Origin of the sequence: Zavarzinella formosa DSM 19928 (assembly GCF_000255705.1) — a bacterium.
Lineage (GTDB): Bacteria > Planctomycetota > Planctomycetia > Gemmatales > Gemmataceae > Zavarzinella > Zavarzinella formosa.
In genome coordinates this window covers 1,020,424-1,041,987 of the sequence record NZ_JH636440.1, presented here as the reverse complement: position 1 = coordinate 1,041,987, position 21,564 = coordinate 1,020,424, and the positions used below count along the sequence as shown (strand labels likewise).

The window sequence follows — 21,564 nt, the reverse complement described above, 5'->3', positions numbered from 1 at the left end:
CACTTAGTTAAGGGTGAGGGCTGAAATTGCCTTCACACTGGGTAATCTGGGAGGCTGTTTTTAAGGCCGAATTTCTTCCCAAATTACCCAATGTGAACCAGTTTTTCATGTCTCGCCCTTAACTAAGCGCCATTCGTCTGAAGGACCGGTTACCTTTGGGCTTTCGGCCCTTCGCGGCCCTGACGGACCTTGAACTGATAATCGGTCCTTCAGACCGCCGGTTTTGATGGTTCGTTGACCCAGCCCTTTCGGGCTGGGCTATGTTAATCGGTCCGTTGGACCGACAAAAAAACACCCGCTTTGATAATCCGCTCTAATACCCCACCGCCATTCCATCCTTCCTTGCCTCACTGCCGCCTTGCAGGACGCCTGTTTTCGGGTCGATCCAGATGCCCTGATAGCCACCGCCGTTTTTTCTCACGCGGTCCACGATGTGGCCCCGTTTGCACAGCTCGGCCACCACGCTTTCGGGGATGCCGTATTCGGCGTGGATGGTCCCGCCGGTCGGGGCGCCGGGGTGGCCGGTCGGGGTGGCGGAGCCGGTGTGTTCCACTCGGGGGAACTCGCCGGCTTCTTGAACATTCATGCCGAAGTCCAGCATGTTGATTAGCACCTGAACATGCCCCTGCGGTTGCATGTCGCCCCCCATCACGCCGAAGACGAATGCGGGTTTGCCTTCCTTGGTGACCATCGCCGGGATGATCGTGTGGAACGGCCGCTTGCCCGGTTCGAGCCGGTTGGCATGATTTTCGTCCAGCGAGAAAAGGGTGCCGCGGTTTTGCAGGGCGAAGCCGAGGGCTTCCGGGGCGTAACCAGAGCCGAAGCCGAAGTAATTGCTTTGGATCAGCGAGACGCAATTGCGCTGGTCGTCCACCACGCACAAATAGATCGTGTCGGCCTTGCCCACCTTCGCATCCCCGGCGGGGACTTGTTTCATCGCGTGTTTGGTGTCAATCAACTTGCGGCGTTCGTCCGCGTAGGGTTTGCCGATCAATTCGGTCGTGGGAACTTTGGCAAACTCCGGGTCGGTGTAATATTTCGCCCGGTCGGCATAGGCGAGCTTTTTCGCTTCTGTGAGCAGATGCCAGTAATCCGGCGATGCCGGGCCGAGTTTTTTGAGGTCGAACGGCTCCAGAATGTTGAGCATCTGCAAGGCCGCAATCCCCTGACCGGGAGGCGGCAATTCCCACACGTCGTAACCGTGATAACTGGTCTTCACCGGCTCCGTCCAAGTGGAGGTGTGTTTCGCCAAATCGTCGGCCGTCAACAAACCGCCATGTTTCTTGGAGAAGGCATCAAGTTTGGCGGCGATATCTCCCTTGTAAAACGCATCCCGCCCTTTCGTGGCGATCTCCCGATAAGTGGCCGCCAGCACGGGGTTCTTGAACATGTCCCCGGCCTTCGGAGCGTGCTGGCCGTCGGGCAGATAAACCTTCAGGTGCCTGCCTTCGGCCCCCTTCCAATACCCGGCGATCACTTCCGGCACGGGGAAACCCTTTTCCGCATAAGCGATACTCGGGGCGAGCAACTTGTCGAAATTCATCGTGCCGAAGCGTTTTCGCAATTCGTCCCAGCCATCGACACAACCGGGCACGGACCAACTCAGCGGGCCGGTCGCCGGGATTTCGTCCAGTCCGCGATCCGCGAACAACTTCCGCGTGGCGGCCATCGGCGCCCGGCCGTTGGCCTGTAACCCGTATAGTTTTTGGGTCTTCGCGTCCCAGACGATGGCGAACAGGTCGCCGCCGATGCCGCAGGACATCGGTTCCATCAACCCCATCGCGGCGCTGGTGGCAATGGCTGCGTCAAAGGCGTTGCCGCCGTTGCGCAGGATATCCACCCCCACTTGGGCCGCCAACGGATGACTGGTCGCCACCATGCCATGCGGCGCCATGACGACCGACCGCCCGGCCTTGAATGCGGGCTTTTCTTGGGCTGAAACAATGGAGGTGAGCATCATCAGCAAACCTGCGGCAAGACGCATATGGAAAGTTCCTTGCAATAAAGAGAAGAGGATTCACCGCACAATAAAGAGAAGAGGATTCACCGCAGAGGGCATAGAGGGCACGGAGAAGAAAAACAGAGGCAAACCTCAAATTCTTTTCTCTGTCTTTCATCTCCGTGCCCTCTGTGCCCTCTGCGGTGAATCCTCTTCTCTTCGGTTCGTCCGCGGTGAATCCTCTTCTCTTCGGTTTATCCGCGAACAATCTTGTTCAACACATTGGCGGTGATCCGCTGCACCCGCTCATCCGGGCCCTGCGGGCGGCCGTGGTGCGAGATGGGGGGCATGTGGCCCGGCGGGGAGGAGAGGCCCTGCGCCCAGAAAATCGTCGAAGCGTTGAAGACGAAATTCCCCTTCGGGCCGGGGTAGATGGTGGTGGTGTAGTGCGATTCCCGGTCGTCGCCGGTGAAGGTCGGCCCCTCGGCCAGCACTTCCAAGCCGGGGATGTCGGCCGGTTCGCCGTGGAACTCCCAGCCGACGAGTCCCTTGACGCGATCCCCTTTTTTCATCTTGGTCCCCTCAAAAATCCAATGCTCCGGCTTGGTGACGATCCAATCGCCGGAACCATTGAAGGGGGTCACCGTCTGGGCGCCGATCAACAGGGCTTCGCTCGGCGCCTCGGCGGGGAGATCGACCATGAAAGGTTTTTCCCGTTCGCGCACGCCGCCATATCGTCCGGCGCGTTCGATCACCCGGTTGGGTTTGCCATCCGTGCCCGGCGTGAACGGGGTGATAAAGCAGACCGAATTGCCCGAGAAGAAGCAGGCATTTAACCCGTTCTTGATCGCCGATTGCAGATGATCGTATTGCGGCCGGCTCCAGTATTCGTCGTGTCCGACGGAGAGGAAGCCCTTCGCTCGTGCCAGCGTGGCCGGCGTTGTCGCCACGTCGAGATTGGAGATGTATGAGATGTCGTACCCGTGCATTTCCAGCCAATAGGCGAACGGGAATTCCCACAGCAGAAACTCGCCGCTTCCTTGCGATAGCGGGTTGTCGAAAATCTGCACATACTTGCCATACGGCCGGTCAAAGCTGGCTTTCACGCCGGAACAGAGGACTTTGCCGTCCTTGCGGTCGTTGGTGTACAGCGAGTGGTTGTCCGGCCACTTGTTGTATGCCTGCCAGGTGGTGTCGCTGCATTGGAACACCAAATCGGCTTTGCGATCATCCCGGACGATGAAGATCACATAACTTTGGTAACGGTGCTTCGTTGCCGAGAGCTTGCCCACATAGACACCGCTGAGCCAGTCCTTCGGGATTTCCAGCGTCGTGCATTTCTTCCACTGACACTCCCGGAGCCGGGCCGGCCCCACTTCCGGCGTCGGCTGGACGATGCCATCAAATGGTCCAAGCGTGGCGACATGCCGGCCCCCTTTGCCGCCGTAATAGCCGAGCCGGTAGAAGTCGATTTGAAACGGCCCGGCGGGATCGACGCTGACAAAGAAATCAAACGCCTCCCCGGCCGACACGCTTTGCTTGGAAACATACCCCTCGATCATCCGTGAGCGAAACGGCGCCTTGGGATCAACCCGCGTATAGGTAAGCTGCCAGTCAAGCGTGCCCTCCCGCTTGTTCTCGGCAATGATCGGATTGTCCTTGGGTTTGTCGTCGGCAAACAAGGGCAACGTCGCCGCCCCGGCCACAGTGGCCAGCAGTTCCCGACGATTCGGGGTCGCCATGATGTGTCCCTCAACGGTGTGTGACCGCCGACCAGCGTACCGCATCCGAAGGTCGTTTGAAAGAACTTCGATGATACGATTCCGAAAAACAAACAAGGACACGGATTGACCGTGTCCTTGCCTGACGAATCACACTTGTCACTTGTTCAATACTTGATGTTTACCTTCTCGGCCTGTTTGCGGAGCATGTCGAGTACCTGGCCGTCGAAGCCGTCTTTCTGGTCGCCTTTTTCCTTTTCCTCGGCCAGTTTCTTGTTGATGAAATCCATCCGCTTCTTGTCGAGGTCGAGGGCCTGTTTCTTCAGGTCGTCTCGCTCGGTTTGAAGTTTCACCACATGTTTGGCGAGTTCGTCCTTGTTCAACTTTTTGAGTTCTTCGGGGAGTTCCGCGTCTTTGATCTCGTCGAGTTTCTTCTTGCCTTCCTTCAGGTCGTCCAGCAGATCGTTGGCGGCCACGCGGCTTTGCTTGGCCCGGAACCCGGCGCTGTCGGCGGCGGCTCCCCCGGAGGCCGGGAGGGCGGAGGCGCTGGCGTTCTTAAACAAACCATCGGCTTGGGCCTTTTCGGTTCCGTAACACACGTTGGTTTTCAGCAACTTCGTGTTGAGCGCCGCCAAGTCTTTGTCATACGGGGTATCAACGGCCTTCACGCCGCCGTTCTGGGCGATCTGGGCGTAAGAACCGCCCCCCTTGGCGCAAATGTCCTGCCAGATTTTGGTGCATTCGCGGTCGCCGCCGCATTGCACGGTGTTGATGATGATGGCCTTTTCGACCGCCAGCTTGCAGGTGTCCGGGTACTTCACATCGTCCGCGTAATCCATGTGCGGCGGGGCGTCGCCGACGAGGAAGACGATCCGCAGGGTGTTCTTCTCGTCGGACCATTTGATCCGCATCACGGAATCGTTCAACGCTTGGTTCACGCTCTCCGGCGTGTCCCCCCCGCCGGCCGCGACAAAGGTTTTGAGGTTCTTGTGGACTTCATCAAGGTCCGTGGTGAGGTCATACACCTGCGTGACATAGGCATCCCCGCGATCCCGGTAAGCGACAAGCCCGACCTTCACTTCCGGGTTGGGTCGGCCGCTGGCGATTTGATTGACAATCGACCAGATTTTTTGCTTGGCCCCCTCGATGAGGCCGGACATGCTGCCGGTGGTGTCCAGACAGAACACCACCTCCACCTGCGGCTTCTTGCCCTTGATATCCACCGGAGCCGCCGGGCTGATGGCCGCCGTAAACAGAACGGCCGCCAGCGCGCCGCCGAACATGCGTTTCATTGACATGAGAAACCCCCGCTTGGGAATTGAAACTGATTGCTATCCTACCCTTGAAGACGAGCGGGAGGCGAGAGCGGTCTTGTAACTTGGGCGTAACAGCTCTTAATGCACAATCAAGCAGCACCATTTGCCAATGATCCCAAGAGCCTCACTGCGTCAGCGGTGGGGGTTGTTTTCAAAGTGTGACGGCCACCCCCACCGCTGACGCAGTGGGGCTCTTGAATGTCTCCATGCAAAATATCTGTTGAATTTGCACTAACCCCTGATGTGACAGTCTCATTCGACGGGAGTGAGCGCCAAAATAATTGCCCGCAACTGTTCGCGCAACGCCATCGAATCACCCGTCGTTCCCGAAAAGCGGGCGGTGTCGCACATCTCCAAAAAAGCCTCGACTTCCACAACCGGGCATTCAGGAATGCCCCGAAGCTCATCAGCAAGTTCGGCCGAGGTCCGGGCGGCGAACGGTTGGTTCAAGCGGTGTTCTAAAAATTGCCGCAGGATGATAACAAGCCGATCCGGGTCGGCGGTTCCGGCCATTTGCCGCTCGGCCCACGCGGCATCAAGAATCTCGATTACATCCCGAGATCGACGGCGGTATTGGTCGATTCCCACGATCAGCAAGGCCAGCAAACCGGCGGCGAAGAGCCACCACCGGCGGTCGAACAAGGCGGGCGGTGTCGGGTCGTCGGGCGTTTGTTCGATGCCGGTCACGGGGCGTAAATCTTCGGCATTTGGCTTTTTGATGGTGGTCGTCACTTTTATGTGAAGCGACTCCTTCCAAGCGATTTGGATGTCGTCCGGCGGGCCGCTTTGCACAATCAGGGGGCTCAGGGAAATGGGTGTCGCCTCGCCGGGAACGAGCGGGGAGAGGCGGTATTCCATCACCCAGCGTTGTCGTTGGTTCGGCAGGATCTCCCGCAGGGGCAACCCCTCTTCGCGCACCCGCCATGTTCCGGTGGTCGTCAGGAGCGGTTTTGGCCGGGTGACTTCCAGCGGCGTCGGCCCTTCGACGATGAGGCGCAAACGCACTTCACCGGAGAGTCGAATTTCGGCGGTGTCGATGTCGGCCGTCGCCCGGATTTCCAAGTTGCCGGTTCGCCGGGTTTCGAGGAGCGAGGCGGGCGAGGTCCCGATGATGGCCGCAAGGCACAAGAGAGTGGTCATCGGCGCTGTCTCCGGCGGGCGTTCCTGGCCCGGAAGAATCGCACCAGTTCGTCGAGATGGTCGCCGCCGGTGCCCACGTCAATCACGTCCGTTTGCGTGGATCTGGCCAGCAAGTCGAATTCGTTTCGCCGATCTTGCACCTGTTTGGCGAAGCCCTCCCGCACATCGGCCCGGCGGGTGTCGATTAACACTGGCCGATCTGTCTCGGCATCTTGGAAGCGGACCAGCCCGACGTTCGGCAGCGTCAACTCGCGGGGGTCGGTCACGCGCACGGCAATCAGGTCGTGCTTGCGGCTCAGCAGCCGGAACGATGCCTCGTAGCCGGTGTCCTGCCAGTCGCCGAGGAAGAAAACAATCGACCGGCGAGGCAGCACTTCGCTCAGATAGTCGCAGGCTTTGCCAATGGATGTGCCCCGGTGTTCGGGCGGGCGGTCCAGCACTTCGCGGATGATTCGCAACGCATGTCGCGTTCCGTGGGTTGCGGGGAGATATAACTCGACATCCCCGGCAAACGCCAGCAACCCCACCCGGTCGCGGTTGGCCAGCGCGCTGAAAGCGACCAAGGCAGCGATCTCGGCCATCGCCATTCGCTTGTCCATCCCTGCCGTGCCGAAGCTCAGGCTGTGGCTGATGTCGGCGGCAATAACAACCGTGAGTTCCCGTTCCTCGACATACCGTTTGACAAACGGAGCCGCCATGCGGGCCGTCACATTCCAGTCAATCGTGCGGATGTCATCGCCGGGTTGATACTCACGGACCTCATCGAACGACAGCCCGCTTCCCTTGAAGACGGATTGATACTCGCCGCCCAAAAGGGTTTGCACCGCCCGCCGGGCGAGCAGACGAATCCGGCGAACTTGCTTGGCTTGCTCGGAAGGGAGCATGAATAGCACTCTTGGAAAAAGCACTAACCACAAAGACGCAAAGATCACACAAAGTTTCACAAAGAAAACACGACATGAGCAAAAACAGAAGCAAAGGAAAGACAGAAGATCGCCGAGGAAAACCAATTAAACATTCTTTTTCAGTGTTTCTCTCAGTGTGCTTTTGTCTTTCCTTTGCTTATTCTGTTTTAGATTTTCTTTGTGAAACTTTGTGTGATCTTTGCGTCTTTGTGGTTAGTGCCTTTGGTCTTTTCAACCTTCAATCTCTACGCCACCACCTCTTTAATCACCTTCCCCGCCACATCCGTCAGCCGATATCGGCGACCGTTGTGCATGTAGGTTAGCTTTTCGTGGTCCATGCCCAAGAGGTGTAAGATCGTGGCATGGAAGTCGTGGGTGTCGGCGCGGTTGACGGCGGCTCGGTAGCCGACTTCGTCGGTTTCACCGTAGGTCGTGCCGCCCTTGATACCGCCGCCGGCCATCCAGGCGGTGTTGGCGTGGGGGTTGTGGTCGCGGCCGGGTTTGGCCCCTTTTTGGGAGACCGGCAGGCGGCCGAACTCGCCGGCCCAGACCACCAGCGTCGAATCCAGCAGGCCCTTTTGCTTGAGGTCCGTCAGCAGCGCGGCTACCGGGCGATCCGTCTCGTCGGCGAAGCCTTGGTGGTTCCCCTTGATGTCGATGTGGCCGTCCCAACTGAGTTGGTTGTCCATCCCGCCGGAGTAGATTTGCACGAAGCGGACACCCCGTTCGACCATGCGCCGGGCCGTCAGGCATTGTTTGGCGAAGTGGTCGCACTCGGGGCGGCCGACGCCGTAGAGTTCGTGCGTTTCCTTGGTTTCGCGGGCAATGTCCATCGCCTCCGGGGCGGCCGATTGCATCCGATACGCGAGTTCAAAGCTCTTGATGCGCGCTTCTAACTCGCGGTCGGCCGGGGTGTCGGCCACGCGACGTTTGTTGAGCTTCGTCATCAGGTCGATGGAAGCCTGCTGGGTCGGGTCGGCCATGTCGGCGGGGCGTTTCAGGTTGTCGATGGGATCGCCGGAGGGCTTCAGCCAAGTGCCCTGATAGGCGCCGGGCAGGAAGCCGCTGGTCCAGTTCAGCGTGTGACCTTTCGGCAGGCCGCGGCCTTTGGGATCGGACATCACCACGAAGCCGGGCAGGTTTTCATTCTCGCTGCCGAGGCCATAAGTGACCCACGAGCCGACGGAAGGATTGCCCATCCGGGGGAGGCCGGTGTTCATCATGAACAAGGCGGGGCTGTGGTTGTTCGATTCGCTCCAGAGCGAATGAATGAACGCCATTTGGTCCACATGCTTCGACAGATGCGGGAACAGCGAAGTCACCCACTTGCCGGACTGGCCGTGTTGTTTCCACTCGAACGGGGACTTCATCAACGGGCCAACATCGTTGGTAAAAAAGCCGGAATTCTTGTCGATGGACGGCAGCGGCTTGCCGTCCAGTTTGATGAGTTCCGGTTTGTAATCCCAAGTGTCCACATGGCTGTGCCCGCCGTTGACGAATATCCAGACAACGGCCTTGGCCTTCGCCGGGAAATGCGATTTCTTCGGGGCCAGCGGGCTGATGGCCTTCGTGTCGGCCGCGAGAAGCCCCTGCTCAGCCAGCATGGTCGTGAGAGCGATGCTCCCCAAGCCGCCGCCACACCGGGCCAAGAGTTGACGACGATTCATTGGAACAGTCATGGAAAAATCCTTGAACCGAGGGAAGCCTGTTGCCCGGCGACCTAATGCAAAATCAAGCAGCAACATTTGCAAATGATTTCAAGAGCCCCACTGCGTCAGCGGTGGGGGTGGCCGTCACACTCGAAAAACAACCCCCACCGCTGACGCAGTGGGGCTCTTGATGATCTCACACAAGATGCTTGATGATTTTTGCGGCCCCCAGTTCCCCTTCCTTCTTAGGGAAGGGGAACTGGGGGTGAGGTTGCATTCACAATCAACCTCTCACTCCACGTAAATAAACTCATTCAGACTCATCAGCACCAGCGCATAATCGGCCAGCGCCGTTGCCGGGTGGCTTGCTTGGGCGGCTTTCAGGTAGTTGACGCCGTCGGCCGCTTCTTCGCTGGTCGGCGGGCGGCCGTAGGCGGTTTCGTAGGCCAGCGCCACGGTGGCCTCGGGGGTTTTCGCCGGGGCAAGTTTGGCCGCGAAGGCTTTGGCCATGTTGCGCACATGCGGGTTGTTCAAGAACAGCAACGCTTGCGGGGCGACCACGGTGGTCGGCCGGGCCGAGGCGCTGGTCAGCGTGTCGGGCCAGTCGAACACTTGGAGCATCGGGATCAACTGGCTCCGCTGCACGGAGAAGTAGATGCTGCGGCGTCTCATGCCTTGGTCGAGCGTGCCGGCGCCGTACATCGTCTTGTCGAGGGTGCCGCTGACGGCCAGCAGATTGTCACGGATCGTCTCGGCTTCCATGCGGCGTTTGGGCCGATAGTGCCAGAGGCGGTTGTCCGGGTCTTGTTCCTTGCCGGTGGCGGTCGGCGTGCCGGAGAGTTGATAGACCCGGCTCATCATCAGTTGCTTGTGAAGACGTTTGACGTTCCAGCCATTGGCTACAAAATCACGGGCCAGCCATTCCAGCAATTCCGGGTGAGTCGGCGGGTCGCCTTGGAAGCCGAAGTCGTTGACGGTGGAAACAATTCCCCGGCCGAAGTGGTGGTGCCAGAGCCGGTTGACCATCACGCGGGCGGCGAGCGAACCAGCGCCGGTGTCGGTGTCGGTGATCCATTTGGCCAGTCCGGCTCGCTTGAACGACGTGCGGGCCTCTTTCGGCTTGGGGATCATCCAATGTTTGTCCCCCTCAGCCGAGCGAGACAGCACTTGCAAAAAGCCCGGATCGGCTTTGCCGTTCTTTTGGGCCACATCCCCGCGATTCAGGAAGAACGTCTCCGGGTAAAAGTCCGGGATGCTGCCGTCGGCGGTGTGGTGCCGCATCGGCTTCAAGCCTTCAGAACACGCCTGAACTTTGACCACCGTGGATTTGGGCCGTTGTTTGTTCAACTCGGCGATCTCGGCCGACTGCTTTTTCCAAGTGTCGTCTTGCGTGGCGAACCACTTCAACAAGGCATCCCGTTCTGGCTTGGCCAGTTTGTCGAGCGGTTGTTTGCCATCCAACAAACCTTGCAAGGTTTTGGAAACCTTGGCGTCGGCGATCTTCGGCAACGGAGATTTCTTCGCTTGTTGCTCCGCGATCCACGCCGACAGTTTCTTCGGCAATTCCGTGTCTTCGTACTGCTTGTGGGCGTCCGTCAGCGGCTTTAACTTGGTTTCAAACGCCTTGGTGGCGGCCTTCTCTTCCGGGGTGCCCAAGTCCACGTCGATTTCGGTTCGCGTGGTCGTCGTGAACGCCGAGAGCATCCGGTAATAGTCTTTGGTGGGGATCGGGTCGAACTTGTGATCGTGGCAGCGGGCGCAGCTGACGGTCAGGGCCAGCATGGCGTGGCCGGTGGTGGCGAGCATGTCGTCCATCGCGTCGTAGCGGATGCGCTCGGCCTCGGCGTTGGTGATCTGCGTGGGGAAGACGCCGGCCCCGAGGAAGCCGGTGGCCATCAAGGCGAGCGGGTCTTCGGGGGCTAGTTCGTCCCCGGCGATCTGCCATTCCACGAACTGCTTGTACGGCATGTTCGCGTTGATGGCCTTGATGAGAAAATCGCGGTAGTGATAGGCGTTCGGCCGGAAGTAATCGTGTTCAAAGCCGTGGCTCTCGGCATAGCGGGCCGGGTCCATCCAATGTCTGGCCCAGCGTTCGCCGAACTGCGGCAGGCTCAACAGGTGGTCGATCACCTTCTCAAAAGCATCCGGGGATTTGTCATCCAGAAACGCCTTCACTTCCTCCGGCGTCGGCGGCAGGCCGATCAGGTCGAAATAAGCCCGGCGAATCAGCGTGCGCGGATCGGCTTGGGGGGCGGGCGTGATTCCCTTTTCTTCCCATTTGGCCCGGATGAACGAATCGACGGGCGTTTTGCCCCACGCAGCGTCTTTCACGATTGGCGGCTTGATCTCGCCGAGGGGTTTGTAAGCCCAATACTGTTTGTCCTTGTCGGTCACGGTCATCGGTTGCTTGCCGACGGCCGCCCCTTCGACCAGCGGTTTGTCGTAAGCGGCGCCGAGGTCGATCCACTTGGCCAGCACATCGACCATGTCCTTGAACGCCGGTTTCTTCGGCGGCATGAACGACTCTTCCTCGTGGGCGACGTATTTCACCAGCGGGCTGGTTCGCCCTTTGCCGAGGATCACGGCCGGCCCCTTGTCGCCCCCCTTGAGCATCGTTTCCCGCGAGCCGAGATTGAAGCCCGCCTTGACCTTCCCGGCCCCGTGGCACTCGACGCACTGCGCCATGAGGAACGGGCCAACTTTCTGTTTGAACAACTCCCGGCTGGCGGCCATGTTGGCGGCATGTTCGGGCGGCAACGACTCCGGAGCCTTGGGCGGTTCGGCCGCCATGCCCGCGTATGCCGTCATCAACAAAGTGACGGCCGGTGCGAAGAGTTTCATGAACATCCACATCCCGCGGAAAAAAGTGCCCGATTGGTGGGAATGGTATTGTGGCGTCCTGAGGGTGGGAAAAGCAAGGGGGAAAAGCCGCAGAGTGACAGTTGTGAAGTTGGAGCGATGATTGCTTCAACTGATGCTTGGCGCCGAACGTCTCTCACAACCGTTCACAGATCGCCCGGTTGCAATCCAGTTTTCTTGCCTATCCGGGCCAGCATCCGTGGACCAATTTCCTCGTCGTCGTGAAAAGCAAACACATAATCCGTCCATCCCGACCGGGTTAGAATTCGGTGAGAACCATTCTGTCGTTTCACTTGCCAGCCAATTCGGAGCAAGGCGGCCAGCACTCGCTTGGCTTTTGCCGACGGCCAATTGCTCATGCCGCCACCGTGAAAAAGTCCGTTACTTCGTCCGGTACCTCTTCGCCATGCTCAACCCGGTCGGCCAGTGTTCGCAAAGCAAGCGCCCGAACCGCGTCTGTTGCCTCGTCTTTCGTCATCCCGTAGGCCATCACGCCGGGCAGGGCGGGCACCTCGGCAATCCAACGACCGTCTTCTTCCTGCTCAAGTTCAATTGGAAGGGACATGGAATATCTCGGGTTTGGTGACGATCAATTTAGTTTACCGCACATGCGTTCAACACGGCAACATCTTGCCCGCTTGTTTTGGGGGGCATGCGTGAAGAACCAAGCGGAAATGGCAGGTTCTCACTTTGGCAGCTTCTCCTTATATCCTCTCCCCAATCATCCCCCGCAAGTCTTCCACTCCCACTCCCCGGATCAGAAACGCTTTGTTGCGATTGGTCGGGCCGGTCAGCAATTCCACTTGGGAGCGTTTCAAGCTGAGCCAGTCTCGCAGTAAATCGGTGATGGCGGCGTTGGCCCGGCCGTCTTCGGGCGGGGCGGTGACGGATACCTTCAACGCTCCGGCTTGTTCCCCGGTGACGGCGTTTTTTCTTGCCCCCGGTTGGGCGCGAACGGGCAGGACGCAGCCTTCGGAATGGGGGTTGATCTCAATCATCGGACGACGCTCCGAGTGTTCGTGAAATTCATCACAATCCGAAAATTCGGCGCGGCGAAGAGTTGACGCGGGAGGGTTGGGAGGGCAAAATGGTGTCCACGTCTGGTAATCGTTTGCCCTCGACCGGCGAATACCCACGTCAGTCGTTGATCGTTGCCGCCCTGCCATCCCACCCGCGGCGTTTCGCCACAACCGGAGTCAGCACCGATGCGTTCTCCCCGCTCTCGTGTGGTCTTGTTCTTATCGGCCTTCCTGGTCGTCGCCAATTTTGGCCACGCCCAAACGCCGGAACAACAAGCCGAGATGATTCTGACCTCGGCCCGCAAGGCGTATTCCGAGCAAAACTATCCGTTTGCCATCCAACGCTTTACGGAGTTTGTGCAAAAGTTCGGCGGCCACCCGCAGGCGAACAACGCCCGCTATCACCTCGGGATGAGCTATCTGCAAGCCCCGGAAAAGAACTACGACAAAGCCCTCGAATCCTTCGGACCCATCGTCGGGAACCAAGGGCTGCCGGAATACCCGCTGACGGTTTATTTTGCCGGGCAGGCGTACCGGGGGTTGGGCTTGAACGAGGTGGCCCAGATGGCCGCCAAGCCGAACGAAGCCCAACAACTCAAGCAAAGAGCAGACCAACGCTTCAATGAGGCCGTCAACCGGTTCACCCAGGCGACGGCTGCTTTCACCGCCAAACTGCCCAAGGAAGCGGATGGCAAAGTCACCCCGGAGGCCGATTGGGCTGCCCGCGCCCGCTGCGATCAGGCCGAGATGGAGCTGCGGCTCGGCAAATACAAGGAAGCCAAGGCGACGGCCGAGCCGATCACCAAGGATGCCACGCTTTCCAAGACCAAATACGCAAAACTCGGGTTGTATTATCACGGCTACGCGGCCTTCCAGAACACTGATTATCTTGTCGCTGGCCGGTCGCTGTCGCAGCTAAATCCGTTTGACGATCCCTTCTTCGGGCTGCACGCTCGCTATCTGTTGGGTCGGGTATTCCAAGTGACGGACCAAAAGGCCGAGGCCGCCCAAGCTTATGACGCCGTCGTCACCGGGTACGAAAAATCCAAGGTTGATGCGACGGAAGCCCTCAAGAAGCCGGAACAATTCAAAGACAATCCGGCCGAGAAGGCCCGGCTCGAAAACCTCCTCCGGGCGCCGTTGCCGGATTATGTGGCCGGGGCCACGTTCCATGCCGCGTGCCTCGGCTATGAGGCCGGCAAATTCAGCGACGCCCTCGGCAAGTTCACGCAGTTCGCCAAAGACTTTCCCAAGTCGGAATTGCTGCCGGACGTGCAACTTCGCATCGGCTATTGTCAGATTCAGATGAAGCAGTTCCCGGAAGGGCTGGCGACGCTGCAACCATTGATGGACAAACAGCCGAAACTCGCCGACCAGATTCAATTCTGGATCGGCAAGGGACAAGCCGGCGTGGCCGCGATGAACACGGACCCGGCGAAGGCCGCCGACCGGGCGAATGGCTTGAAAACCGCCGTCGCCACCATGCGGGCCGCCGCCGACAAGGCGAACCAACTCTCCAACAACGACCCCGAAGCGAAAACCCGCCGGGGCGAAATGATGCTGGAAATCGCCGACACCCTGCAACTCGCGGGCGCCCCACGAGAAGCCGCCCAAGCCTATGAAACCATCCTGAACGAAAAGACTCTGCCGGGCCGGATGGAGGAAACCACCCAACGGCTGATCGTCGCCATGCACCTCGCGGGCGACTATCCCCGCGCCGACCAGATCGCCCGGGAGTTCTTGGAGAAATACCCGGAAAGCCCGCTGCGGGTGCCGGTGATGTTCCGCTACGCGGAAAACGCTTACTTCAACGCCCTGGCCGCCGAGAAGAAGCCGGATTTCCCCAGCCGGCAAATGGAACTGCCGAAACTCTACGACGAAGCCGGGAAACGCTATCAGGCCGTCCTGGACAAGGGGGGCGAGTTTGAACGCCTCAGCCTCGCCAAATACGGGCTGGCCATGTGCCACTTCAAAAAGGGGGAGTTTGACAAGGCGAAGGCGTTGCTCGAACAAATCCCGAACGGCGAACGCAGCAATGAACTGGCGTACACGCCTTACTTGCTGGCTGATTGCCTGCTGCGGCAGACACCCGCCAACGTCAGCGGAGCGGCCGAAACTCGCAAGGTGTTGGAATCCCTCGACGCCGCCATCGGCAATCTGGATGGCTTCATCAACGCCAACCCGAAGGCCCCCGAAGTGCCGGACGCCATGCTGAAACTTGGCACCAGCCAGGCCCGCAACGGGTCCATGCTGGCCGTGCAGCAAGAACGCAATGTGATCCTGCAAAACGCCCGGCAAACCTTTGAAAAGCTGATGCAGCAATTCCCCAAGGAACCGCAGGCCGCCCAAGCCAAATTGGAACGGGCCAAGGTGATGAACCTGCAAGGGGACAAAGGCGGGGCCATGAACGAACTGCGGCAGTTCACCCAAGACCCGTGGCAAAACGCCCCGGCCGCCCCGTTCGCTCTGACGATGCTGGCGACCCTGTTGCGGGAGCAAAACAAGGCCGACGAGGCCGCCACCATCCTGGGCGCCGCCCGGCAAAAGCTGGAGCCGATGCTGGCGAAAGAACCGGAGCGGATCGGCCTGCTGCGGTATCACCACGGGGTTTGCTTGCAGGAAGCCGGTAAGTTTGCCGAAGCCCGCACCGCGTTGGACAGCGTCGGCCAGGTGGCGGCGAACAAGCCGATCCATGCCGAGGCCGGTCTGCGAGCCGGTCAGAGTCGCATCGCCGAGGGACGCAAGTTGATCGAAACCGCCCGGCAGCAACTCGCCAATCAAGGCCTCAAGCCGGAACAGTTGAACGCCGCCAACACGATGCTTCAACAAGGCTACGCGGCCCTGGCCGAATCGATCGGCACACTGGAACGCCGGGCCGAGGAACTGCGGGCGACGATGCCGGGCCTTGATGCCCGCGAGCGGATGTTCTACGAGGCCGCCTGGGCCGCCCGTTACCTCGCGGAAAACGAAGTGGCCAACGCCACGCTCAAGCTCCGGCAGGAGCGGCAGGCCAAATTGCAGGACGAGATCAACAAGAAAACCCCGCCGGGCGCCAAGCCGGCAACGGCGCCACTGCCGGAAGTGGACCGCAAAGAAATCCCGCTTCAACCGGCCGAGCAAAAAGCCCGGGCGTTGTATCAGGCCCACATCGCCGGTTTCAGTGATTCGCTGCTTTCGATTGATTCACGTTATGAATTGGCCGAACTCTTCGCCGACCGGGACGAGTATGATCCGGCCATCAAACTGCTGAAGGATGCCAACGATGTCGAACCGCGCGGCGACAAGCTGCCGACGGCCGAACTGATGGACCGCATCCGCATCCGTGTGGGAACCTGTCTGGCCGCCAAGAAAGATTATGATGCCGCCCTCGCCTACTTCGAGGCGGTGGCCGGGAACCCGAAGTCCCCGTTGGTGGCCCAAGGCATGTACCGGGCCGGGGAAGTGTTGCTCGCCAAGAACGAACCGGCCAAAGCCATCGAAAAGCTGCTGGTGTTCAAGGACAAGGGCGAATTCCAAAACGTGCCGAACGTCACCGACCGGGCGCTGATCCGGCTCGGTTACGCTTACGGCTTGCTGAAGCAGTGGGAGCCTTCACGGGTGAGCTACGACGCCGTGGTCGCCCGCTTCGGTGGCAGCCCGTTCATCCACGAAGCTCGTTACGGCTTGGGCTGGGCGTTGCAAAACGTCGGCCAGTTCGACCCGGCGGTGAACTGGTATGCCCAGGTCGCCAACTCCACCGGCAGCGAACTCGGGGCCAAGGCCCACCTGCAAATCGGCCTCTGCCGGATGGAACAGAAGAAATACGGCGATGCCGTGAGTTCTTTGCTCATCGTCCCCTACACCTTCGACTACCCGGAACTGAGCGCCACCGCCTTGTGCGAAGCCGCCCGGGCGTTGGTCGAGGACAAAAAGCCGGAGCAGGCCGAGAAACTGTTGAAGAAGGTCATCAAGGACCACCCGGCCAGTCCGTGGGCGAAGGTGGCGCAAGAACGGTTGGAGAAGTTGCCGAAGAATTGAAGCAACAAAGGCATTTCACGCAAAGTGGCAAAGAAGCAAAGTTCGCCAAGGATCAACGAATCAATGATCTATCATCACAGGCGATCTTGCTCATTGGTTCGTCGATCCTTGGCGAGCTTTGCTTCTTTGCCACTTTGCGTGAAATGCCTTTGCTTACGGGAGGGTCTTTCCAATGTTCAAATACCAACGCTCTCTGCTGGCGGCGGCTCTTCTCCTCGCCACGACGGCCGCCCCCGTCCGGGCGTACATCGAAGCGCCGATGACGCTTGCGGACGTGATTAACCAGTCGCAGATGATTACTATCCTGCGGGTGACTCGCGTGGAAAAGGCCAAGAGCCTGATCGTCTACGAGAAGGTCGAAGATGTGAAGGGGAAGATGACCACCCCCACCGTCCGGCACGTCATCACCGGGCAACTCAAGGAAGGCGAAACCAAGACGGTGCTGGATTGGGCCGAACCGGGGAAAATTGCCATCTTCTTCATGAAGGACGGCCAGTGCGAGACCTGCATCGACTTGTACTGGTATCAGATTTACAAGAACGGGGACGATCTCTACGGCATGTCCCACGGGGAGCCGTTCCTGCTGCGAAGCTACGCCGGGAAGGCTGAGCGGTTGCTGCCTTATGTGCGGACGATCATGGACAACAAAGAGGCCATCGTCCCCGCGATGGAGGACAACAAAGACCTGCTACACAAACGGGCCGGCCGCATCATGCGGCTCAAGACCAGCCTCAAGAACATCTCCTATGACCCCAAGCGAGACTTCGCCGGGTGGGGCGCCGAGGACATTCGCCGCATCCAAGGCGGCACCGGCTTCAGCCACATCGGCGCCTTGGGCAAGGTGGATGCCGACGCCCGAGCCGTTTCCAGCGTGGACTTTGACGGTGACGGCAAGCCGGATTTGTGCGTGGTTTCCACCAGTGTGGTGAAGCTTTACCAGAACCAAGGGGATGCCTTCGGCGAAGTCGCGTTGCCGGGCTACCGGGGGGGCGCTCGTTCCGCAAGTTGGGGCGACTACAACGGCGATGGCCAGCCCGATTTGCTGCTGGCGACCGCGATGGGGGCGAAACTCTTCACCAACATGGGTGGCGGGATCTTCCGCGATGACACCGCTTATCTCCCCCGCGATGTCGCCGGGGCGACGGCCGCCGCCTTCCTTGATGCCGACGGCGACGGCAAGCCGGACGTAATGGTGGCGACCGCCTTCAACGGCTTGCGATTGTATCTGAACAAGCGACCGGCCGATCTCAAGCAACCGGCCAAGGACGCGATTTTTGACGACGTTTCTGCAAGATGGGGGCTGGAAGAGCTTCGCCTCGACCGCATCGAAAGCCTTGCCGTGATGAACGGCGACGGCAAGCCGGACGTTCTGCTCGGCGTCGGCTCCGGGGTGTTGCTCATCAACAACGGCGCCAGCTTCTTCGTTCGACCGGACACCGGCCTGAAGCTCGACGGATCAAAAGCGGTGTTGAATGTCATTGACTTCAACGCCGACGGCCTCCCGGATGTCTTCGCCGTGGAATCGGGCAAGCTGAAACTCTTCCGCAACGACGGCACCGCCAAATTCACGGACGTGACCGCCCAATCGGGCGACCTCGCCAAGCCGATCCCCGGCGCCACCTCGGCCGCTTGGGGCGACTTCAACAACGACGGCCTGCCGGACGTGATGATCGGCGTGCTTCGCGGCTCGAATCGCTATCTGCAAAATGTCGGCAACGGTGTCTTCAAGGACATGACCGCCGAAGTGGGCCTGACTGGCAAAGTGACCAACACCCAAGCCCTCGCCCTCGTTGACTTGAACAACGACGGGAAGATCGACTTGGTCCTCGCCAATGAAGGCCAGGATTCATTGGTATTGCTCGGCAACAAAGAACTCCCCGCCAAGGCGACGGCCGTGAACCTCGACCTGCCCGCCGAGATGTTCGGCACCAACGCCCTCCTGAAAGTCTCCGGTAACGGCGTGAACTTCTCCCGCTCACTGGTGATGGCCGACTCCCGTGGCCAGCCGGGGGTGAACCAACGTCTGGTCCTCCCGCCGGGCAAGTATCAAATGGAATTGAAGGACGGCAACAAAACCCAAGCCCGCGAACTGATCGTGACCGACGCCCCGGCGAGGGTGCGCTGGAATGCCAAGCCGGAAGCGACGACTCCGATGCCGCCGATGAAGAAGTGAGAGGCAACCTCACCCCCCGGCCCCCTCTCCGAAACGGAGAGGGGGAGCAAGAGGGCAGAAGTTTCGGCGACGTAGGTCAGGCTTTCTAGCCTGACAGATCTGTCAGGCTAGAAAGCCTGACCTACATAGAAACGGCTTTCACCTTCTTGCTCCCCCTTCCTTCTTAGGGAAGGGGGTGGGGGGGTGAGGTTACCGGCTCCCGGCATATGCCGGACCTTCCAACAGACCATCATCAACGAGTGATATGTTCCGATATCTCCCTCTCCTGCTTCTTTCCCTCGCCACCGTCGCGGTGGCCGAGGATGCCCCTTGGGCCACCTTCCGGGGCAACGCTCAACGCACCGGCAACACCGATGGCAAGGCGGGGCCGTCGGCCGTTCCGCAATTGGAATGGGCCATGAAGAGCGACGAGCATTTCGTCGCCTCGCCGGTGCCGTCGGGCGATTCCGTGTTGTTCTCGGCCATCGGGGCGTTTAACCGGCCGAACGTGCTGGCACTGGCCGCTTCGCCGAAGGATGCGAAGGCCGTCAAGCCGACTTGGAACAAGACTGCCCCGTTTCTACGGCTGCCGACCGTGAGTTCCCCGGCGGTGATCGGCGACAAGATCATCTTTGGCGAGGGGATGCACCAGACGGACGGAGCCGTGTTGTACTGTCTCCCGGCCGATGGCGGCTTCCTGTTGTGGGCGCTCAATGTCCCCGGCGAACTGGTTCACATGGAAGGTTCCCCGGCCATCTCGGAAGGCAAGGTCTACGTCGGCGGCGGCTCGGCTGGCGTGATGTGTGTCGATCTCAATACCTTGACGCTCAACGGCAAGGAACTCGGCATCAAGGACATTCCCGCGTTGCAGGCCGATCATTGGAAATCGCTTCAAGTGAAGTACGAGGCCGACAAGAAGAAAGACCCCGATTTCGCCATCCCGCCGACCGAAGACCAACTGCTAAAACCGGCCCCGAAAGTCGTGTGGACTCAGGGCAAAACCAAATGGCACATTGACGCCCCGATCCTCGTCGCCGGGGACAAAGTGCTGGCCGCCAGCGCCTATCTCGACAAAGAAAAACTCGGCGAACGGGCCTTGTTCTGCCTTGATGCCGCCACCGGCAAAGAAGTGTGGAAAGCCCCGCTGACCTTGAACCCTTGGGGCGGCCCGTCCGTGATGGGGGACACGGTGATCGTCACCACCTCCAGCATTTCATACGATCCGAAACTGCTTGACGGCGCCAAGGGCGAGGTGATCGCCATTGACCTCAAGACCGGCAAAGAGAAGTGGAAGAAGAACATCCCCGGCGGCGTCCTCGGGTGTGCCTGCCTCACGAAAGACGCGGCCATCTTCACCGCCACCGACGGCAAGCTCCGCACCTTCTCGCTGACGGACGGTGCCCGCGTCTCCATCTATGACTGCAAGGCCCCGGTCTTCGCCCCGCCCGCCGTGGTTGGAACCATCGCCTATGTGCCGGACCTCAAGGGCGTCCTCCATGCCGTGGACACCAAAACCGGCCTCGCTGTCTGGACGTTGGATTTGGGCAAAGACCCGGTAAAACTCCCCGGCATGAACTACGGCGGCGTCACCGTCCACGGCGGCAAGATTTATCTGGGCACGTGCAATCTGGAAGGTGATTTCGCCCGCCAGCCGACGGCGGCGATGTGTCTGGGCGGGAAGTAGTCTGGAAAACAAAAAACCTTGCAGAATCATTTGAGCGGAGTGCCCGATGAAGGACGATGATTTGGACGACGCAGCGCCCCACTCTCGGCGGCCTCGTAATGATGAGAGGGAGGAACGCCCCGCCCCTAAACGGGCAAAAACAACAGAGTCCGGGGTCGGCGGCCGCGAAGACACAGGCAAAAAGTCCGCCGCCAAGCGGGCCGGGAAAAAAGGCCCCAACGCCGTCATCGTTTTCGTCGTCGGGGGCGTCGGGCTGGTCTTGCTCGCAGGTGTTGGCGTTGGCGCCTGGCTGCTGTTCTTCTCCGGCGGCGGAGCAAAGGTCGGCAATCCTGTCGCCACCCGTGACCTGCCGAAAAGCCGATTCGCGTTCATGCCCGGCACGGCTGGCTCCGTGCATTTGGTCGATTATGGCCCGCAATCGCCCGGTGAAACTTCAACTCCCGTGCCGATTTTGGGGGTGAATGCCCTTAAAGTCTCCGACGTGGAGTGCCGGGTGACCCATACCGGCCCGCCCGGTCTGACCAGTATTGTCACGTACTTTCTCCGGGAGCCATTCGACCTCTCGGCTCTGGCGAAAGGCCAGCCAGAATGGCTCATCAAACAAATTGGTGACAGAACCGCGTATTCTCAAAAATCCAAGGGCATGGTTGCATTCCAGCCTGCTCCGAAGATACTGGTGACCGTGACTGAGCCGACCACCTCGGAACCTCTCTGGAAACTGGCCGAGACGATCATGAAGCGGACCGAGGTTGATTTTTCCCTTCCTGATGAGCAATGGGAACTCATGCAAGAAGTATCCGGCTACGACAATTTCACCGCCGGGCCGGTTAAATCGGGGGATATCATCGCGAGCATTCTTCCGAAATTCCAAGCCGTCGGGAATCGCGGGCTGGGGACCGGGTCCGAGACGTATAAAGTGTCCGTTTTCAAGTCAGAGGATGAGGCCAGGAAGGCTCTGGCCGAACATTTTTTGATCGAGAAAAAAACTGACCAGATGATGAAGGAGCTTCGCGAGAAGACTGGTGGCAAGGAACTTTCCAAGCAGGACCGTTCAGCGTGGGTGACTGGCAAATATCTTCGGACGTTGACCATCACGACCAAGCAGTGAATCAACAAGGACTGGTTGGCCGAAGCCTTGGCTATTGGCCGGAAATAAAACATCA

Annotated in this window: 14 protein-coding genes; 4 read left to right on the top strand and 10 right to left on the bottom strand. The window is 59.8% G+C overall.

All coding sequences use genetic code 11. The annotated features are described in order from the left end of the window. Positions 1-313: 313 nt before the first annotated feature. The 10 genes from ggt to BGIM_RS0115580 all read right to left on the bottom strand — a co-directional run bounded on the left by ggt (position 314) and on the right by BGIM_RS0115580 (position 12,527). Positions 314-1,984 (bottom strand): gamma-glutamyltransferase, encoded by a 1,671-nt coding sequence (ggt, locus tag BGIM_RS0115625; protein ID WP_020470695.1) that lies wholly within the window; start codon positions 1,982-1,984, stop codon positions 314-316. Positions 1,985-2,193: 209 nt separating this feature from the next. Further along, complete coding sequence (locus BGIM_RS0115620; RefSeq protein WP_020470694.1) at positions 2,194-3,681, bottom strand: N,N-dimethylformamidase beta subunit family domain-containing protein; 1,488 nt, start codon at positions 3,679-3,681, stop codon at positions 2,194-2,196. Positions 3,682-3,827: 146 nt separating this feature from the next. Next, the gene (locus tag BGIM_RS0115615) at positions 3,828-4,958 is read right to left on the bottom strand and encodes a vWA domain-containing protein (protein ID WP_020470693.1); all 1,131 of its coding nucleotides are present in this window, start codon (positions 4,956-4,958) and stop codon (positions 3,828-3,830) included. Between the two features lie 270 nt (positions 4,959-5,228). Further along, positions 5,229-6,116: a hypothetical protein gene (locus BGIM_RS0115610; RefSeq protein ID WP_020470692.1), complete on the bottom strand. Its 888-nt coding sequence runs from the start codon at positions 6,114-6,116 to the stop codon at positions 5,229-5,231. Then, positions 6,113-7,000, bottom strand: coding sequence for a DUF58 domain-containing protein (locus tag BGIM_RS0115605; RefSeq protein ID WP_020470691.1), 888 nt, complete (start codon positions 6,998-7,000; stop codon positions 6,113-6,115). Before BGIM_RS0115605 ends, BGIM_RS0115610 begins: the two co-directional genes overlap by 4 nt. Positions 7,001-7,266: 266 nt before the next feature. After that, the gene (locus BGIM_RS0115600; protein WP_029630079.1) at positions 7,267-8,700 is read right to left on the bottom strand and encodes a DUF1501 domain-containing protein; all 1,434 of its coding nucleotides are present in this window, start codon (positions 8,698-8,700) and stop codon (positions 7,267-7,269) included. Positions 8,701-8,961: 261 nt separating this feature from the next. Then, the gene (locus BGIM_RS0115595; protein WP_162136255.1) at positions 8,962-11,511 is read right to left on the bottom strand and encodes a PSD1 and planctomycete cytochrome C domain-containing protein; all 2,550 of its coding nucleotides are present in this window, start codon (positions 11,509-11,511) and stop codon (positions 8,962-8,964) included. Between the two features lie 164 nt (positions 11,512-11,675). Beyond that, the gene (locus tag BGIM_RS0115590) at positions 11,676-11,888 is read right to left on the bottom strand and encodes a type II toxin-antitoxin system HicA family toxin (protein ID WP_020470688.1); all 213 of its coding nucleotides are present in this window, start codon (positions 11,886-11,888) and stop codon (positions 11,676-11,678) included. Further along, complete coding sequence (locus BGIM_RS0115585) at positions 11,885-12,094, bottom strand: type II toxin-antitoxin system HicB family antitoxin (RefSeq protein WP_020470687.1); 210 nt, start codon at positions 12,092-12,094, stop codon at positions 11,885-11,887. Before BGIM_RS0115585 ends, BGIM_RS0115590 begins: the two co-directional genes overlap by 4 nt. Positions 12,095-12,233: 139 nt before the next feature. Further along, positions 12,234-12,527 carry a DUF167 domain-containing protein gene (locus BGIM_RS0115580; protein WP_020470686.1) on the bottom strand — a complete coding sequence of 98 codons (294 nt, stop codon included), beginning with the start codon at positions 12,525-12,527 and terminating at the stop codon, positions 12,234-12,236. 207 nt (positions 12,528-12,734) lie between these two features. Here BGIM_RS0115580 and BGIM_RS0115575 point away from each other — a divergent pair, with 207 nt between their 5' ends. The 4 genes from BGIM_RS0115575 (at position 12,735) to BGIM_RS0115560 (ending at position 21,509) form a co-directional block, all read left to right on the top strand. Beyond that, positions 12,735-16,565, top strand: coding sequence for a tetratricopeptide repeat protein (locus BGIM_RS0115575; RefSeq protein ID WP_020470685.1), 3,831 nt, complete (start codon positions 12,735-12,737; stop codon positions 16,563-16,565). A gap of 172 nt (positions 16,566-16,737) precedes the next feature. Continuing rightward, complete coding sequence (locus tag BGIM_RS0115570) at positions 16,738-18,738, top strand: FG-GAP repeat domain-containing protein (RefSeq protein WP_020470684.1); 2,001 nt, start codon at positions 16,738-16,740, stop codon at positions 18,736-18,738. Positions 18,739-18,982: 244 nt separating this feature from the next. Further along, entirely contained in the window at positions 18,983-20,401 is a 1,419-nt protein-coding gene (locus BGIM_RS0115565; RefSeq protein WP_020470683.1) for an outer membrane protein assembly factor BamB family protein, read from the top strand. A 46-nt stretch (positions 20,402-20,447) separates the two neighbouring features. Beyond that, a complete protein-coding gene (locus BGIM_RS0115560; RefSeq protein WP_020470682.1) occupies positions 20,448-21,509 on the top strand; it encodes a hypothetical protein in 1,062 nt (353 codons plus the stop codon). The last annotated feature ends 55 nt before the right edge of the window (positions 21,510-21,564 follow it).

Coding starts and splice junctions, on each gene's coding strand:
- ggt (WP_020470695.1), bottom strand. CDS start 1,984: ATGCGTCTTGCCGCAGGTTTGCTGATGATGCTCACCTCCATTGTTTCA.
- BGIM_RS0115620 (WP_020470694.1), bottom strand. CDS start 3,681: ATGGCGACCCCGAATCGTCGGGAACTGCTGGCCACTGTGGCCGGGGCG.
- BGIM_RS0115615 (WP_020470693.1), bottom strand. CDS start 4,958: ATGTCAATGAAACGCATGTTCGGCGGCGCGCTGGCGGCCGTTCTGTTT.
- BGIM_RS0115610 (WP_020470692.1), bottom strand. CDS start 6,116: ATGACCACTCTCTTGTGCCTTGCGGCCATCATCGGGACCTCGCCCGCC.
- BGIM_RS0115605 (WP_020470691.1), bottom strand. CDS start 7,000: ATGCTCCCTTCCGAGCAAGCCAAGCAAGTTCGCCGGATTCGTCTGCTC.
- BGIM_RS0115600 (WP_029630079.1), bottom strand. CDS start 8,700: ATGACTGTTCCAATGAATCGTCGTCAACTCTTGGCCCGGTGTGGCGGC.
- BGIM_RS0115595 (WP_162136255.1), bottom strand. CDS start 11,511: ATGAAACTCTTCGCACCGGCCGTCACTTTGTTGATGACGGCATACGCG.
- BGIM_RS0115590 (WP_020470688.1), bottom strand. CDS start 11,888: ATGAGCAATTGGCCGTCGGCAAAAGCCAAGCGAGTGCTGGCCGCCTTG.
- BGIM_RS0115585 (WP_020470687.1), bottom strand. CDS start 12,094: ATGTCCCTTCCAATTGAACTTGAGCAGGAAGAAGACGGTCGTTGGATT.
- BGIM_RS0115580 (WP_020470686.1), bottom strand. CDS start 12,527: ATGATTGAGATCAACCCCCATTCCGAAGGCTGCGTCCTGCCCGTTCGC.
- BGIM_RS0115575 (WP_020470685.1), top strand. CDS start 12,735: ATGCGTTCTCCCCGCTCTCGTGTGGTCTTGTTCTTATCGGCCTTCCTG.
- BGIM_RS0115570 (WP_020470684.1), top strand. CDS start 16,738: ATGTTCAAATACCAACGCTCTCTGCTGGCGGCGGCTCTTCTCCTCGCC.
- BGIM_RS0115565 (WP_020470683.1), top strand. CDS start 18,983: ATGTTCCGATATCTCCCTCTCCTGCTTCTTTCCCTCGCCACCGTCGCG.
- BGIM_RS0115560 (WP_020470682.1), top strand. CDS start 20,448: ATGAAGGACGATGATTTGGACGACGCAGCGCCCCACTCTCGGCGGCCT.